The following is a 16,546-nucleotide window of genomic DNA, read 5'->3' as shown; positions in this document are numbered from 1 at the left end:
GTCACGCTTAGTACCACGCAGAAGAACACCTACGTTCTCACCCGCACGGCCTTCGTCAAGAAGCTTACGGAACATTTCAACACCAGTACAAGTAGTAGTCGCGGTCTCTTTAACACCTACGATTTCTACTTCGTCACCAACGTTAATGATACCGCGCTCTACACGACCGGTTACTACAGTACCACGGCCTGAGATTGAGAATACGTCTTCGATTGGCAGCAAGAATGGCTTGTCAATGTCACGCTCTGGCTCTGGAATGTATGAATCCAACGCTTCGGCTAACTCAACAATCTTGTCTTCCCACTCTTTCTCGCCTTCAAGCGCTTTCAGAGCTGAACCTTGGATCACTGGCAAGTCATCACCTGGGAAGTCGTACTCAGAAAGAAGTTCACGAACTTCCATTTCTACCAGCTCAAGCAACTCTTCGTCATCGACCATGTCACACTTGTTCATGAATACGATGATGAAAGGTACACCAACCTGACGAGACAACAGGATGTGCTCACGAGTCTGTGGCATTGGGCCATCAGTTGAAGCAACTACCAAAATCGCGCCGTCCATTTGAGCAGCACCGGTAATCATGTTTTTCACGTAGTCAGCGTGACCTGGGCAGTCAACGTGCGCGTAGTGACGAGACGGAGTGTCGTACTCTACGTGAGAAGTTGCGATGGTAATACCACGCTCACGCTCTTCTGGAGCGTTATCGATTTGTGCGAAATCTTTTGCTTCACCACCATATACTTTTGCAAGTACGTTAGTGATTGCTGCTGTCAAAGTAGTTTTACCATGGTCAACGTGACCGATGGTGCCCACGTTTACGTGCGGTTTACTACGTTCAAATTTTTCTTTAGCCACTTTCGTTTACCTTTAAGTTAAAAAATCCGGTCGGTATCAGTGAGACCGGACCGAACTTTAATAACCCTGACGTGCCTCAATCACACCTTTAGCAACTGCCGCCGGAGTGTCACTGTACTTCAGGAATTCCATAGAATAGGACGCACGACCTTGCGTTTGCGAACGCAGATCAGTTGCGTAACCGAACATTTCAGCCAGCGGAACCTGTGCACGAACTATCTTCATGCCGGCAACGCCGTCATCCATACCATCGATCATGCCGCGGCGACGGTTTAAGTCACCTACAACATCACCCATGAAATCTTCTGGCGTTGTTACTTCCACTTTCATAATAGGCTCAAGGAGTACTGGCTTTGCTTCCAGCGCACCTTTCTTAAAGCCCATTGAAGCAGCGATTTTAAACGCCATCTCATTGGAGTCAACATCGTGGTACGAACCATCGAACAAAGTTGCCTTGACACCCAACAGTGGGTAGCCAGCCAATACACCTTGTTCCATTTGTTCTTCGATGCCTTTGGATACCGCCGGGATGTATTCTTTTGGTACCACGCCACCAACAATTTCATTGACGAATTCGAATGGTGAATCTTCTTCACCTTCGAATTCTTTTGGCTCCAGCCGCAACCACACATGACCATATTGACCACGTCCACCGGACTGACGCACAAACTTGCCTTCCACTTCGGCGCTGCCGCGAATTGTTTCGCGATAAGCCACTTGTGGCTTGCCGACATTACATTCCACGGTAAATTCACGCTTCATACGATCGACAATAATATCTAAGTGAAGTTCACCCATGCCCGAGATGATGGTCTGGCCGGATTCTTCATCAGTTTCCACTCGGAATGATGGATCTTCGGCAGCCAATTTACCTAAAGCGATGCCCATTTTTTCTTGGTCAGCTTTGGTTCTTGGTTCAACAGCAACCGAAATCACCGGCTCTGGGAATTCCATCCGCTCAAGGATCACTTTATGGTCAGGGTTACACAAGGTATCACCTGTAGTGCAATCTTTGAGGCCAATTGCCGCAGCAATATCTCCGGCGCGAACTTCTTTGATTTCTTTACGGTCATTCGAGTGCATTTGCACAATACGACCAAAGCGCTCTTTCTTCTGCTTCACCGAGTTGTATACGGCATCGCCTGTTGCGACCACTCCAGAATAACAACGGAAGAAGGTCAAAGTCCCAACAAATGGGTCGGTGGCGATTTTAAATGCCAACGCCGCGAACGGAGCATTATCGTCGGCTGGGCGCTCGACTTCTTTCTCATCATCGTCCACGCCTTTAATGGCTGGCACGTCAACTGGCGCTGGCAAGTATTCAACAACGGCATCCAATACCGCTTGAACACCTTTATTCTTAAATGCTGAACCACAAGTCGCCAGAACAATTTCATTGTTCAGGGTGCGAGTACGCAAACCGTGTTTGATTTCAGCTTCGGAAAGCTCCCCGTCTTCGAGGTACTTTTCCATCATTTCTTCGGTTGCTTCCGCTGCTGCTTCTACCAATTTTTCATGGTACTCATCAGCGAGGTCTTGCAACTCAGCAGGAATGTCTTCGTAAGTGAAGGTGGTGCCCTGGTCCGCTTCGTTCCAGTTAATCGCCTTCATCTTGATTAAATCGATCACCCCGGTGAAATGCTCTTCAGCACCAATGTTCAATTGAATTGGTACCGGCGTCGCACCCAAGCGATCTTCAATTTGATTGACCACACGCAGGAAATCAGCGCCCGCTCGGTCCATTTTGTTCACGAATACCATCCGAGGTACGTGATACTTGTCAGCCTGACGCCAAACCGTTTCCGATTGTGGCTCCACGCCTGATGCGCCACAGAACACAACCACAGCGCCATCGAGCACACGTAACGAACGCTCTACCTCAATTGTAAAGTCGACGTGACCTGGGGTGTCGATGATGTTAATGCGGTGCTCTGGGAACTGACCATCCATACCACGCCAGAAGGTGGTAGTGGCCGCAGAGGTAATGGTGATTCCGCGCTCTTGTTCTTGCTCCATCCAATCCATGGTAGCGGCACCGTCATGCACCTCACCAATTTTGTGAGACAGACCGGTGTAGAACAGAACACGCTCAGAAGTGGTCGTTTTACCTGCATCCACGTGAGCAACGATACCAATGTTACGGTAACGCTCAATGGGAGTTGTACGAGCCATAAATTCCTCTGTATTAAGCTGTACAGAAAACCGTGGGCAGCCGGCAGGCTACCCACAGTATGAAGTGACTACCAGCGGTAGTGAGCGAACGCCTTGTTCGCTTCGGCCATACGGTGAACGTCTTCACGTTTCTTAACCGATGCACCTTTGTTCTCTGCTGCGTCGAGCATTTCGCCAGCAAGACGCTGGGCCATGGATTTTTCACCGCGCTTACGCGCAAACTCAACTAACCAACGCATAGCAAGAGCATTACGACGTACAGGACGTACTTCGACAGGCACCTGATAGGTTGAACCACCGACACGGCGGCTCTTCACTTCCACTGCTGGGCGAACGTTATCTAACGCAGCTTCAAACAGTTCCAGTGGGTCGTTACCATCTTTCTTCTCAGAAATGATGTCCAACGCACCGTAAACGATTTTTTCAGCAGTTGATTTCTTACCATCCAACATAAGGATGTTTACAAATTTGGCCAACAGCTCAGATTTAAACTTAGGATCTGGCAGGATTTTACGTTGACCGATGACGCGACGTCTTGGCATTTTACAATTCTCCGGTTAATTCAGGATTACCCAAAACAATAAAGTGGCTTAGTTTGGCCTTACTAACGGAGTACCGTTAAGACTTAGGCTTTTTCGCACCGTACTTAGAGCGGCCTTGGCGACGGTCATTAACACCGGCTGTATCAAGGGCACCACGTACAGTGTGATAGCGCACACCTGGCAAGTCTTTTACACGACCGCCACGAATCAGAACAACACTGTGTTCTTGCAAGTTGTGACCTTCACCACCGATGTAGGAAGTCACTTCGAAACCGTTAGTCAGACGTACACGACAAACTTTACGCAACGCTGAGTTAGGTTTTTTCGGGGTAGTAGTATATACGCGAGTACATACACCACGCTTTTGTGGACACGCAGCCAGCGCAGGAACGTTAGTCTTTTCGACTGGACGTTTACGAGGCTTGCGTACCAACTGGTTAATAGTTGCCATGAACTACTAGCTCCTAGTTAGTTTTGTTTACTCTAAAAATGAAAAATCCGCGCCCTTATTAGGGGCCGCGGAATTGTAATGAGCAGTTTTTGAGCTGTCAAGCAAACAGTCCCAGTGAGCTCAACTTTTTAGCACACTGGGACCATCATTTTATGACAGTTGCCTGTTCATTTGCCGTTACGCCGATTATTCAGCGTCGTCGGTTGAGCTCAAGGCAGCGGCCAAAGCAATACTTGCTTCGTCGATGCTTGGGCCTGTTGCTTCTTCGGTACCTTTACCTTGGTGACGCTTCTCGTGATAGGCGAAACCAGTACCGGCAGGGATCAAGCGACCAACAATGACGTTCTCTTTGAGGCCACGTAGGTCGTCTTTCTTACCGCTTACTGCAGCTTCAGTCAGAACCCGAGTAGTCTCCTGGAACGAGGCAGCTGAGATGAAGCTTTCAGTTGCCAAGCTTGCTTTGGTAATACCGAGCAAGTCATGGTCGTACTTCGCAGGTTGCTTGCCTTCTGCTTCCAAGTCGCGGTTGGCGATATTAACGCGCGCCACTTCAACTTGTTCACCAGCCAAGAATTCTGAATCGCCGCCATCGAGAATGGTGCACTTACGCAGCATCTGACGGATGATTACCTCAATGTGCTTATCATTGATTTTCACACCCTGCAGACGGTAAACGTCCTGCACTTCGTTAACGATGTAGTTAGCAACTTCTGAGATGCCACGCAGACGCAAGATGTCTTGCGGCGCTTCTGGACCATCAGCAATCACTTCACCACGCTGCACTTGTTCACCTTCGAACACGTTCAGCTGGCGCCACTTCGGAATCATTTCTTCGTATGCGTCACCTTCATTCGGAGTAATCACCAAACGGCGCTTACCTTTAGTCTCTTTACCGAACGAGATGGTACCGGTGATTTCCGCCAAGATGGCAGGATCTTTTGGCTTACGGGCTTCGAACAAGTCAGCTACGCGTGGCAGACCACCGGTAATATCACGGGTCTTCGAGCTTTCTTGTGGAATACGTGCCAAGGCATCACCAACACCAACTTCAGCACCATCGTTCATATTAACGATGGCATTACCTGGCAAGAAGTATTGCGCAGGAATATCAGTACCAGCGATGTTGATGTCGTTACCAGCGGCATCGACCAATTTCACCATTGGACGGATTTCTTTACCAGCGGTCGGGCGCTGTGATGGGTCAATCACCACAATCGAAGTCAAACCGGTCAATTCATCGGTTTGCTTACTAATGGTAACGCCGTCGATCATATCAACGAACTTAATGGTACCCGCTACTTCAGTGATAATTGGGTGCGTGTGTGGATCCCAGTTTGCGATCACAGTACCCGCTTCAATCTTAGCGCCTTCGGCGTTAGTCAATACCGAACCATACGGAAGCTTGTAACGCTCTTTCTCCAAGCCCAAGTCATCAATCACGGTCAACTCGGTAGAACGCGACGTGACTACCACTTTGCCGTCACCATTGATAACGAACTTAGCGTTGTGCAGCTTGATCGTACCGGAGTTCTTCACTTGAATGCTGTTTTCTGCAGAAGCACGCGATGCCGCACCACCAATGTGGAAGGTACGCATGGTCAGCTGGGTACCCGGCTCACCAATTGATTGCGCCGCAACAACACCAACCGCTTCACCTTTACCCACTTTATGACCACGAGCCAAGTCGCGACCATAACAGTTAGCACAAACACCAAAGTCGGTTTGACAGGTGATAACCGAGCGAACCAGCACTTCATCGACGCTGTTTTCTTCTAACAGGTCACAAAGTTTCTCGTTGATCAGGGTGTTACGAGTCAGCAAGACTTCGTCTTCAGTACCTGGCTTGATAACATCAGCAGCCAGCACTCGACCCAGTACGCGCTCACGCAGCGGCTCAACCACGTCACCACCTTCAATCAGCGGCTTCATGACCAAACCTTCTTCCGTGCCACAGTCACCCTCGGTGATCACCAAGTCTTGTGCGACGTCAACCAAACGACGGGTTAGGTAACCCGAGTTCGCGGTCTTCAATGCGGTATCGGCCAAACCTTTACGCGCACCGTGGGTTGAGATGAAGTACTGGAGTACGTCAAGACCTTCACGGAAGTTCGCGGTAATTGGCGTTTCAATAATAGAGCCATCTGGTTTCGCCATCAGACCACGCATTGCGGCCAACTGACGGATCTGGGCGGCACTACCACGAGCGCCTGAGTCAGCCATCATGTAGATGCTGTTAAACGAGGCTTGTTCTTCCTCTTCACCGTCGCGGTTGATCACAATGTCGGTTTTGAGGTTGTCCATCATCGCTTTTGAGAGTTTCTCGTTAGCCGATGACCAGATATCAATCACTTTGTTGTAACGCTCACCAGCAGTCACCAAACCAGATTGGAACTGCTCTTGGATCTCAGCGACTTCAGATTCGGCCGCTTCCAGAATGTCCGCTTTGGCATCTGGGATCACCATGTCGTCAACACCAACCGATGAACCAGAGATCATCGCGTAGTGGAAACCGGTGTACATCAATTGGTCAGCAAAGATAACCGTGTCTTTTAGACCCAGCTTACGGTAACAAGCGTTGATCAACTTAGAGATCTGCTTCTTACCCAGTGCTTGGTCAACCAGCTCAAACGGCAGGCCATCGGGAATGATATTCCAAAGGATTGCACGACCAACTGTGGTGTCTTTGAGTTCGAACTTCTCAGTGCGGTTGCCAGCTTCGTCGATCTCGACAGAGCGGATCCGGACTTTGACGCGCGAGTGAAGCTCGGCGTTACCGGTGCGGTACGCTTTCTCTGCTTCTTGGTAATCAGCCAGCAACATGCCTTCGCCTTTACCGTTTACCTTGTCGCGAGTCATGTAGTACAGACCCAAAACAACGTCCTGAGACGGAACGATAATTGGCTCACCGTTAGCTGGTGACAAAATGTTGTTCGATGCCATCATCAGCGAGCGAGCTTCAAGCTGCGCTTCGAGCGTCAGAGGAACGTGAACCGCCATTTGGTCACCATCGAAGTCGGCGTTGTATGCCGCACAAACCAATGGGTGCAGCTGAATCGCCTTACCTTCAATCAGGACCGGTTCAAACGCTTGGATACCCAAACGGTGAAGCGTCGGTGCACGGTTCAGCAGTACTGGGTGCTCACGAATGACTTCGTCAAGAACGTCCCATACTTCTGGCAGTTCGCGCTCAACCATCTTCTTGGCAGCTTTGATGGTGGTCGCTAAACCGCGGCCTTCTAACTTGCCGTAGATAAATGGTTTAAACAGTTCCAATGCCATCTTCTTAGGAAGACCACACTGGTGCAATTTCAGGGTAGGACCAACGGTGATAACCGAACGGCCTGAGTAATCAACACGCTTACCCAACAAGTTCTGACGGAAACGACCTTGCTTACCTTTGATCATGTCGGCCAAAGATTTCAGAGGGCGCTTGTTAGAACCAGTAATGGCACGGCCACGGCGGCCGTTATCAAGCAGGGCATCAACCGCTTCTTGCAACATACGTTTTTCGTTGCGAACGATGATATCTGGGGCAGCCAGATCCAACAGACGCTTCAAACGGTTATTACGGTTGATCACACGGCGGTACAAGTCATTCAAGTCAGATGTGGCAAAACGGCCACCATCCAACGGTACCAATGGGCGCAGATCAGGTGGCAGTACAGGCAGTACCGTCATGATCATCCACTCCGGCTTGTTGCCAGAGAAGTGGAATGCTTCCATCAGTTTCAAGCGCTTGGTCACTTTCTTACGCTTGGTTTCAGAGTTGATGGTAGGCAACTCTTCACGCATCGCTTCGATTTCTGCTGCCAAATCAATTTCTTTTAGCAGATCCAAGATAGCTTCAGCACCCATCTTGGCTTCAAAGTCATCACCGTGCTCTTCCAAAGAATCCAGATAGGTTTCTTCAGTCAGCAATTGGCCGCGCTCAAGGTTAGTCATACCTGGCTCGGTTACCACGAATGATTCGAAGTACAGCACGCGCTCGATATCACGCAGGGTCATATCCAGCAACAAACCGATGCGGCTTGGCAGTGACTTCAAGAACCAGATGTGGGCAACTGGCGAGGCCAGTTCAATGTGACCCATGCGCTCACGGCGCACTTTGGTGACAGTGACTTCAACGCCACACTTCTCACAAATCACACCACGGTGCTTGAGACGCTTGTATTTACCACACAAGCACTCGTAGTCCTTAACAGGACCGAAAATTCGGGCGCAGAACAAACCATCACGCTCAGGTTTGAACGTACGATAGTTAATGGTTTCAGGCTTTTTCACCTCACCAAACGACCAGCTGCGGATCTGGTCAGCTGAAGCTAGGCCGATTTTAATACCATCGAACTCTTCAGACTGGGTCTGCTGTTTAAACAGCTTTACTAAATCTTTCACCTAATTCTCTCCTTCAAGGAGTGGCTCAGTCTGGTGCGGCTCAATGAGCCGCACCGCGGCGTTTGTCAATCGGGCTGGTTACTCAGTTTCCAGCTCAATGTTGATACCCAGAGAACGGATTTCTTTCAGCAATACGTTGAAAGATTCTGGCATGCCAGGCTCCATTCTGTGGTCGCCATCCACGATGTTCTTATACATCTTGGTCCGGCCATTCACGTCGTCCGATTTCACGGTCAGCATTTCCTGCAGGGTATACGCAGCACCGTATGCTTCCAGTGCCCACACTTCCATCTCACCGAAGCGCTGACCACCGAACTGAGCTTTACCACCCAGCGGCTGCTGTGTAACCAGGCTGTACGAACCGGTTGAACGTGCGTGCATCTTGTCATCAACCAAGTGGTTCAGTTTCAGCATGTACATGTAACCAACGGTCACAGGACGCTCAAAGCTGTTGCCGGTACGGCCATCGTACAAGGTGATCTGACCAGACGTTGGGATATCACCCAGCTCCAGTAGCGCCTTGATTTCAGACTCTTTGGCACCGTCAAACACTGGCGTGGCAATCGGTAGACCTTTTTTCAGGTTGCCAGCAAGACGCAACACTTCGTCATCAGAGAAGTTGTCGATATCCACTTCCTGCAACACTTCACCTAAGGTGTAAACCTGCTTCAGGAAATCGCGCATCTCGGCAATCGCACGTTGCTCTTCGAGCATCCGGTTGATCTTGTCACCAATGCCTTTAGCCGCCATACCTAAGTGAGTCTCGAGGATCTGACCAATGTTCATACGCGACGGTACGCCCAGTGGGTTCAGCACGATATCTACCGGTACGCCGTTTTCATCGTATGGCATGTCTTCAACCGGCTGAATGGTCGAAATCACACCCTTGTTACCGTGACGACCCGCCATCTTGTCACCTGGCTGCAGGCGACGTTTAACCGCGAGGTAAACCTTAACGATCTTGAGAACGCCCGGCGCCAAATCATCACCTTGAGTGATCTTGCGGCGCTTGAGGTCATACTTAGCATCGAACTCATCTTTCAATTCAGCATACTGAGCGGCGATCGATTCGAGATCCATCTGAGCATTTTCATCGGTCAGTGACTGAGTCAGCCATTGATCACGCGATACGCCTGCCAATTGTGCTTCATCAAAACCATTGCTCAGCAACAATTGCTTAGCACGGCTGTAGATGCCGTTTTCAAGGATGGTGAACTCGTCGTCCAAGTCTTTCTTGACTTGCTTGAGTTGCATCTCTTCGATTTCCAGCGCGCGCTTGTCTTTTTCGACACCATCACGGGTGAAGACCTGGACGTCAAGAACGGTACCAGAGACAGAGTTCGGTACCCGCAGTGAGCTGTCTTTCACATCAGACGCTTTCTCACCGAAGATGGCACGCAGCAGTTTTTCTTCTGGTGTCAGTTGGGTCTCGCCTTTAGGCGTTACCTTACCAACCAGAATGTCGCCACCTTTCACTTCCGCACCGATGTAAACCACGCCTGATTCGTCCAGCTTCGATAGCGCAGACTCACCAACGTTTGGAATATCAGCAGTGATCTCTTCAGTACCCAGCTTGGTATCACGAGCGATACAAGACAGTTCCTGAATGTGAATGGTAGTGAAGCGATCTTCTTCAGCGACACGCTCAGAAATGAGGATTGAATCCTCAAAGTTGTAACCATTCCACGGCATGAAGGCAACGCGCATGTTTTGACCCAGCGCCAGCTCACCCATGTCAGTAGAAGGACCGTCTGCCAGCACATCACCACGAACAATCGGCTCACCTACTTTACAAGTTGGTTTCTGATTGATGCAGGTGTTCTGGTTAGAACGGGTGTATTTGGTCAGGTTGTAGATATCAATACCCGCTTCGCCCGGTACCAACTCTTCTTCGTCAACCTTAATTACGATGCGGCTTGCATCGACGTAATCAACCACACCGCCACGCTTGGCAACAACAGTTACGCCGGAGTCAACTGCAACAGTTTTCTCCATACCAGTACCAACCAGCGGCTTATCAGCGCGCAATGTTGGCACCGCCTGACGTTGCATGTTCGCGCCCATCAAGGCACGGTTGGCATCATCGTGTTCCAAGAACGGAATCATTGACGCAGCAACCGATACGATCTGCTGTGGTGACACGTCCATGTAAGTGATTTCAGATGCTGGGAACAGCTCTGTTTCACCTTTACAGCGAGCAGTTACCAACTCTTCGGTCAAGCGGCCATTTTCGTCGGTGGCAGCGTTCGCCTGAGCAATCACGTTGCCGCCTTCTTCGATCGCTGACAGGTATTCGACGTCGTCGGTTACGACACCGTCAACTACTTTACGATAAGCAGTTTCAAGGAAACCATAATCGTTAGTACGAGCATACGAAGACAGCGAGTTAATCAGACCAATGTTTGGACCTTCAGGGGTCTCAATTGGACAAACGCGACCATAGTGCGTTGGGTGTACGTCACGGACCTCAAAGCCGGCACGTTCACGAGTCAAACCACCTGGGCCCAAGGCAGAAATACGACGCTTGTGCGTCACTTCAGACAACGGGTTGTTTTGGTCCATGAACTGAGACAGCTGGCTTGAACCAAAGAATTCTTTCACCGCTGCACTGATTGGCTTGGCATTGATCAAATCTTGAGGCATTAGGGCGTCTAGGTCACCCAAGCTCAGACGTTCGCGAACAGCACGCTCAACACGAACCAGACCAACACGGAATTGGTTTTCCGCCATTTCGCCAACCGAACGAACACGACGGTTACCCAAGTGGTCAATATCGTCCACTTCGTCTTTACCGTTACGGATGTCGATCAGTTTCTTCATGACATCAACGATGTCATCTTTGCTGAGTACGCCTTCGCCTTCGATGCTGTCACGATCCAAGCGGCTGTTGAACTTCATCCGGCCAACAGTCGACAGGTCATAACGTTCTTCAGAGAAGAACAGGTTTTGGAACAGGGTCTCAGCAGCTTCGCGTGTTGGCGGCTCACCTGGACGCATCATGCGGTAGATTTCAACCAAGGCTTCGAGGCGATTAGAGGTTGAGTCGATGCGCACGGTATCTGACATGTAAGCACCGCTATCGAGTTCGTTGGTGTATAGCACCTCGAACTTCTTAATGCCGGCTTGCGACATTTCAGCGATGTTTTCTAAAGTCAGTTCATCGTTGGCAGCAACGATCACTTCACCAGTTTCTTTGTTGACATGCTCAGTCGCAGAAACTTTACCAACCAAGTACTCCAGCGGTACTTCGATGTCGCTCAGCTCTTGTTTTTCCATGGTCTTAACATGGCGAGCAGTAATGCGACGGCCTTTTTCAACGATGACTTCACCGTCGGTGCCAATCAGATCGAATGTTGCAGTCTCACCACGCAATTGCGCTGGTGAAATAGCCATCTTAACTTTCTTGCCAGAAATACGGATCTGAGTGGTTTCAAAGAACGCAGCCAGAATCTCTTCAGTGCTGTAATCAAGGGCACGAAGGATAATCGAGGCTGGTAACTTACGACGACGGTCGATACGGACATACAAGTTGTCTTTCGGGTCGAACTCGAAGTCCAACCAAGAACCACGGTAAGGAATAACGCGCGCGTTATACAGCACTTTACCGGACGAGTGCGTTTTACCACGGTCGTGGTCAAAGAACACACCCGGACTACGGTGTAACTGAGAAACGATGACCCGCTCTGTACCATTGATAACAAAGGTACCATTGTCGGTCATCAATGGGATTTCTCCCATGTAGACTTCCTGTTCTTTAATGTCCTTCACCGTCCCTGGAGCAGCTTCGCGATCGTACAGAACGAGACGCAGCTTCACGCGCAATGGCGCTGAATAAGTCACTCCGCGAATTTGACACTCTTTGACATCAAAAACTGGCTCACCCAGGCGGTAGCTGACATATTGCAGCTCCGAGTTACCTGAGTAGCTCTTAATCGGGAACACAGAGCGGAATGCGGCTTCCAAGCCGTATTGACCGTCTGGATCGATGTCAATGAATTTACGGAATGAATCCAGTTGAATAGACAGGAGAAACGGTACGTCAAGTACCTTTGGACGTTTACCAAAATCCTTACGGATTCGTTTCTTCTCAGTGTAAGAGTAAACCATTCGGGTTCCTCAGCTCGCTGATACGTGACCCACTTCCACCTCGTTAGAGGTGACCTAGAATTACGTCATTTTGTAAGCTGGCAAAGCCAGCGGAACGGCATCATAAATGACGCGAAATTAATACCGTCCCTGAGCGCAAAAAGGCCGGTGACCGAAAAGTCACCAGCCCTCGCCTATTCAGGCGGCTAAGCTGTCAAATAACAGCTTATTTGATCTCAACTTCAGCACCAGCTTCTTCAAGTGCTTTCTTGAGTTCTTCTGCTTCTTCTTTAGACACAGCTTCTTTGATCGGAGCTGGAGCGCTTTCAACCAAGCCTTTGGCTTCTTTCAGGCCAAGACCAGTTGCGCCACGTACTGCTTTAATCACAGCAACTTTGTTGCCGCCGATACCAGCAAGTACTACGTCAAATTCAGTTTTCTCTTCAGCAGCTTCGCCACCAGCACCTGGGCCAGCAACAACTGCAGCAGCTGCAGTAACGCCGAATTTTTCTTCCATCGCAGTGATCAGCTCAACTACGTCTTTTACTGACATCTCTGCAACTGCGTCGATGATTTGCTCTTGAGTGATAGACATGACTCTATATTCCTAAAAACTAGTGAACAATGGTTGTTCGTTAAATCTGTAATAGCTAAGCCGATTAAGCGGCTTCGGCTTCTTTCTGGTCGCGAACGGCCGCAATAGTGCGAACCAGTTTGCCAGCAGAGGCTTCTTTCAGAACGCTCATCAGCTTCGCGATTGCTTCGTCGTATGTTGGCAGTGAAGCCAGCATTTCAGCGTCAACAACAGCACCTTCAAAGGCTGCTGCTTTGATTTCAAAGGCGTCTTGCTTCTTAGCAAAGTCTTTGAAAATACGCGCTGCCGCACCTGGGTGCTCAGCAGAGAAAGCAATCAACGTTGGGCCTACAAACACGTCAGTCAGGCACTCATAATCAGTACCTTGAAGTGCACGGCGAGCCAGAGTGTTACGTACAACGCGCATAGAAACGCCGGCTTCGCGGGCTTCTTTACGCAATGCAGTAATGGCATCTACCGTTACACCACGTGCGTCAGCAACAACAGCTGAAAGAGCGCCTTTGGCTGCCTCGTTGACTTCAGCGACAATCGCTTTTTTGCCTTCGAGATTTAATGCCATTGGCTTTTACTCCTGGTTATTCCGAATGATCTCGGTAACAAAACAACTTTTCGAAAATCGAAAAGCTTGTTGGTGATAAAACCAGGTGCAAGATGTCTTGTCCTGGGGTCCCACCATCTGCGTAGGAAATTAAGCCTTTTCTCTATATTGCTATAGAAATCCGACACCTACGGTCTTGGATGGGGCCGAATAAATTCGACCCAACCCGCTGCGAGCCCGACATTATAACCATAACGTCAGGATTCGCCAATTTTTTAGACCAGCTTCAGAGTCGCTTGGTCAATCGCAACACCCGCACCCATAGTGGTAGACAGGCTCACTTTCTTGATGAACTGACCTTTAGCAGAAGCAGGCTGGGCTTTCTTCAAAGCAACCAACAGGGCTTCCAAGTTCTCTTGGATCTGTTCAGCAGTGAAATCTGCTTTACCAATAGTGGTGTGGATAATGCCGTTTTTGTCGTTGCGGTAGCGGATCTGGCCCGCTTTAGCATTTTTAACTGCATCAGCAACGTTAGGCGTTACAGTGCCAGTTTTTGGGTTTGGCATCAGGCCGCGTGGACCTAAGATTTGACCCAACTGACCAACAACGCGCATTGCATCCGGAGAAGCAACAACAACGTCAAAGTCCATCTCGCCTTTTTTCACTGCGTCGGCCAAGTCGTCCATGCCAACCAAATCAGCACCAGCTTCTTTAGCAGCTTCGGCGTTTGCGCCTTGAGTGAATACAGCAACGCGAACAGTACGACCAGTACCGTGTGGCAATACAGTAGCACCACGAACGTTTTGGTCAGATTTACGAGGGTCAACACCCAAGTTTACTGCTGCGTCTACGCTTTCTACGAACTTAGCAGTTGCTAATTCTTTCAACAGCGCAATGGCTTCATTGATTTCGTAATTTTGAGTTGGGTTCACTTTCTCACGAACCGCTTTCATACGCTTAGTTAATTTAGCCATTGTCATTAGTCCTCTACGTTCAAGCCCATCGCACGAGCAGAGCCGGCGATAGTGCGGACAGCAGCATCCATAGAAGCAGCAGTCAGGTCAGGCTCTTTCATCTTCACGATTTCTTCCAGCTGAGCGCGGGTAACGGTACCAACTTTAGTTTTGTTAGGTACGCCAGAACCGCTTTTGATGCCTGCTGCTTTTTTCAGCAGGTAAGATGCTGGTGGAGTTTTCGTTTCAAAAGTGAATGAACGATCGTTGTATACAGTGATAACAACAGGTACTGGAGCACCTTTTTCCAAAGAATCTGTTTTGGCGTTGAACGCTTTACAGAATTCCATGATGTTAACACCGTGCTGACCCAGTGCCGGACCAACCGGAGGACTTGGGTTTGCCATACCAGCCGCTACTTGCAGCTTGATATATGCTTCGACTTTCTTAGCCATGATATACCTCAGTTTTGGGTTCAGGCGCTTACTGAAATAGCAAGCTCCCCTAAAAGTAGGGCGCGAATTCTAATGTAATTCGCGCCCTTAGACAATAGCTTTGCTGAAAATTTGATCAGCTTTTTTCTACTTGAGCAAATTCCAACTCAACCGGCGTAGAACGACCGAAGATCAGAACCGATACTTTTACTCGGCTCTTTTCGTAATCCACTTCTTCGACTACGCCGTTGAAGTCGGCAAACGGACCGTCGATAACACGAACCACTTCGCCCACTTCGAACAAAGTTTTTGGTCTTGGCTTATCGGTCGATTCTTCAAGGCGATTCAGAATGCGGTCTGCTTCAGCCTTGGAGATCGGCGCTGGACGGTCACTGGTACCGCCAATAAAGCCCAATACTCGCGGAATGTTACGAACCAAGTGCCAAGTGGCATCGTTCATCACCATTTCCACTAATACATAACCTGGGAAGAACTTACGCTCACTCTTACGTTTTTGGCCTGCACGCATCTCGACCACTTCTTCGGTCGGAACTAGCACTTCACCGAACTGGTCTTCCATGCCGTGCATTTTAATGTGCTCTAGCAGCGACTTTTGTACACGCATTTCAAAGCCAGAAAATGCTTGTACAACGTACCAACGTTTTTTCGGTTCTTGCTGCTCGCTCATATTAGCTACCTACTCCAGTGATGAAAGCCACAACGCGAACCAGAATCGCGTCTAAGCCCCACAGCAACAGTGCCATGATGGCCGTGACTGCAAAAACGATTAGAGTTGTTTGCACTGCTTCTTGGCGTGTTGGCCAAACAACCTTGCGCACTTCGGTACGAGATTCTTTTGCGAACGCAACGGCAGTCTGACCTTTACTCGTTTGAGCAGCAACAACAAGGGCAACAGCGATCAAAACGATAACGCCAGCAACACGCAGTGCGACCGACAAATCGGCCAGCATGTAGTTACCAACAACGGCACCGCCGAGAAGGATAAAAACCAAGCCCCACTTCAGACCATCCATTGACGAATTCGTGCTGGCTTCAGGATTCGCACTCATTACTCATACCTTTTTTCTAAAAGACAACAACACCCCGCGGCCGATTCGCTCGAGCGCGAGGTTTGACTCATAACATGGCAGGGCAGGAGGGACTCGAACCCCCAACCATCGGTTTTGGAGACCGCTGTTCTACCAATTGGAACTACTGCCCTACGTCGATTATTCGTCTAATGACGATAAATCAAATTAGTTTATACCAATTCCATCAAGCACTTAGCAACGAAGTACCAATACTTGCTGGAATAGATACCTTTTGCCTGAATTGAATCAGGGAAGCTGTTCTACCACAAAAGGCCGCCCGAGGGCAGCCTTTTTAAGATGGTTATAACCGTCTATCTTATTCGATGATAGAAGCTACAACACCCGCACCTACGGTACGGCCACCTTCACGGATTGCGAAACGCAGACCTTCGTCCATCGCGATTGGGTTGATCAACTCAACAACCATCTTGATGTTA

Annotated in this window: 13 protein-coding genes and 1 tRNA gene; all 14 read right to left on the bottom strand. The window is 49.4% G+C overall.

Going from position 1 to position 16,546, the window contains the following annotated elements; genetic code table 11:
• The coding region (gene tuf, locus IC617_RS18540) for an elongation factor Tu (RefSeq protein ID WP_191145586.1) at window positions 1–855 on the bottom strand (855 nt) is incomplete at its 3' end.
• Between the two features lie 57 nt (window positions 856–912).
• Complete coding sequence (gene fusA, locus IC617_RS18535; protein ID WP_191146481.1) at window positions 913–3,027, bottom strand: elongation factor G; 2,115 nt, start codon at window positions 3,025–3,027, stop codon at window positions 913–915.
• Between the two features lie 68 nt (window positions 3,028–3,095).
• Window positions 3,096–3,569 (bottom strand): 30S ribosomal protein S7, encoded by a 474-nt coding sequence (gene rpsG, locus IC617_RS18530; RefSeq protein WP_191146480.1) that lies wholly within the window; start codon window positions 3,567–3,569, stop codon window positions 3,096–3,098.
• Window positions 3,570–3,645: 76 nt separating this feature from the next.
• Window positions 3,646–4,020, bottom strand: a complete 375-nt coding sequence (gene rpsL / locus IC617_RS18525) for a 30S ribosomal protein S12 (protein ID WP_087507685.1) — start codon at window positions 4,018–4,020, stop codon at window positions 3,646–3,648.
• 186 nt (window positions 4,021–4,206) lie between these two features.
• On the bottom strand, window positions 4,207–8,412 hold the full coding sequence (rpoC, locus tag IC617_RS18520) for a DNA-directed RNA polymerase subunit beta' (RefSeq protein ID WP_191146479.1): 4,206 nt from the start codon (window positions 8,410–8,412) through the stop codon (window positions 4,207–4,209).
• A 78-nt stretch (window positions 8,413–8,490) separates the two neighbouring features.
• Entirely contained in the window at window positions 8,491–12,519 is a 4,029-nt protein-coding gene (gene rpoB, locus IC617_RS18515; RefSeq protein ID WP_191146478.1) for a DNA-directed RNA polymerase subunit beta, read from the bottom strand.
• A gap of 205 nt (window positions 12,520–12,724) precedes the next feature.
• Window positions 12,725–13,093 (bottom strand): 50S ribosomal protein L7/L12, encoded by a 369-nt coding sequence (gene rplL / locus IC617_RS18510; RefSeq protein ID WP_191146477.1) that lies wholly within the window; start codon window positions 13,091–13,093, stop codon window positions 12,725–12,727.
• A gap of 64 nt (window positions 13,094–13,157) precedes the next feature.
• Window positions 13,158–13,652 carry a 50S ribosomal protein L10 gene (gene rplJ / locus IC617_RS18505; RefSeq protein ID WP_191146476.1) on the bottom strand — a complete coding sequence of 165 codons (495 nt, stop codon included), beginning with the start codon at window positions 13,650–13,652 and terminating at the stop codon, window positions 13,158–13,160.
• A gap of 254 nt (window positions 13,653–13,906) precedes the next feature.
• Window positions 13,907–14,605, bottom strand: a complete 699-nt coding sequence (gene rplA / locus IC617_RS18500; RefSeq protein WP_191146475.1) for a 50S ribosomal protein L1 — start codon at window positions 14,603–14,605, stop codon at window positions 13,907–13,909.
• 5 nt (window positions 14,606–14,610) lie between these two features.
• On the bottom strand, window positions 14,611–15,039 hold the full coding sequence (gene rplK / locus IC617_RS18495; RefSeq protein ID WP_191146474.1) for a 50S ribosomal protein L11: 429 nt from the start codon (window positions 15,037–15,039) through the stop codon (window positions 14,611–14,613).
• 115 nt (window positions 15,040–15,154) lie between these two features.
• Window positions 15,155–15,706: a transcription termination/antitermination protein NusG gene (gene nusG / locus IC617_RS18490; RefSeq protein ID WP_191146473.1), complete on the bottom strand. Its 552-nt coding sequence runs from the start codon at window positions 15,704–15,706 to the stop codon at window positions 15,155–15,157.
• A gap of 1 nt (window position 15,707) precedes the next feature.
• Window positions 15,708–16,088, bottom strand: a complete 381-nt coding sequence (gene secE, locus IC617_RS18485; protein ID WP_191146472.1) for a preprotein translocase subunit SecE — start codon at window positions 16,086–16,088, stop codon at window positions 15,708–15,710.
• Between the two features lie 75 nt (window positions 16,089–16,163).
• Window positions 16,164–16,240 (bottom strand) — tRNA-Trp (locus IC617_RS18480).
• Between the two features lie 185 nt (window positions 16,241–16,425).
• Window positions 16,426–16,546 (bottom strand): EF-Tu C-terminal domain-related protein (locus IC617_RS18475; protein WP_224746127.1); only part of this gene is annotated, 121 nt, incomplete at its 5' end.

The sequence above is a fragment of the Neiella litorisoli genome, assembly GCF_014773395.1.
GTDB classification, from domain to species: Bacteria; Pseudomonadota; Gammaproteobacteria; order Enterobacterales; family Neiellaceae; genus Neiella; species Neiella litorisoli.
The sequence above is the reverse complement of the archived record's forward strand: the minus strand, read 5'-3'. Positions and strand labels throughout refer to the sequence as shown.

Excerpts from the sequence above, each read along its gene's own strand:
- rpsL (WP_087507685.1), bottom strand. The coding sequence starts at position 4,020 with ATGGCAACTATTAACCAGTTGGTACGCAAGCCTCGTAAACGTCCAGTC.
- secE (WP_191146472.1), bottom strand. The coding sequence starts at position 16,088 with ATGAGTGCGAATCCTGAAGCCAGCACGAATTCGTCAATGGATGGTCTG.
- rpoB (WP_191146478.1), bottom strand. The coding sequence starts at position 12,519 with ATGGTTTACTCTTACACTGAGAAGAAACGAATCCGTAAGGATTTTGGT.
- rplL (WP_191146477.1), bottom strand. The coding sequence starts at position 13,093 with ATGTCTATCACTCAAGAGCAAATCATCGACGCAGTTGCAGAGATGTCA.
- fusA (WP_191146481.1), bottom strand. The coding sequence starts at position 3,027 with ATGGCTCGTACAACTCCCATTGAGCGTTACCGTAACATTGGTATCGTT.
- rplA (WP_191146475.1), bottom strand. The coding sequence starts at position 14,605 with ATGGCTAAATTAACTAAGCGTATGAAAGCGGTTCGTGAGAAAGTGAAC.
- rplJ (WP_191146476.1), bottom strand. The coding sequence starts at position 13,652 with ATGGCATTAAATCTCGAAGGCAAAAAAGCGATTGTCGCTGAAGTCAAC.
- rpsG (WP_191146480.1), bottom strand. The coding sequence starts at position 3,569 with ATGCCAAGACGTCGCGTCATCGGTCAACGTAAAATCCTGCCAGATCCT.
- rplK (WP_191146474.1), bottom strand. The coding sequence starts at position 15,039 with ATGGCTAAGAAAGTCGAAGCATATATCAAGCTGCAAGTAGCGGCTGGT.
- nusG (WP_191146473.1), bottom strand. The coding sequence starts at position 15,706 with ATGAGCGAGCAGCAAGAACCGAAAAAACGTTGGTACGTTGTACAAGCA.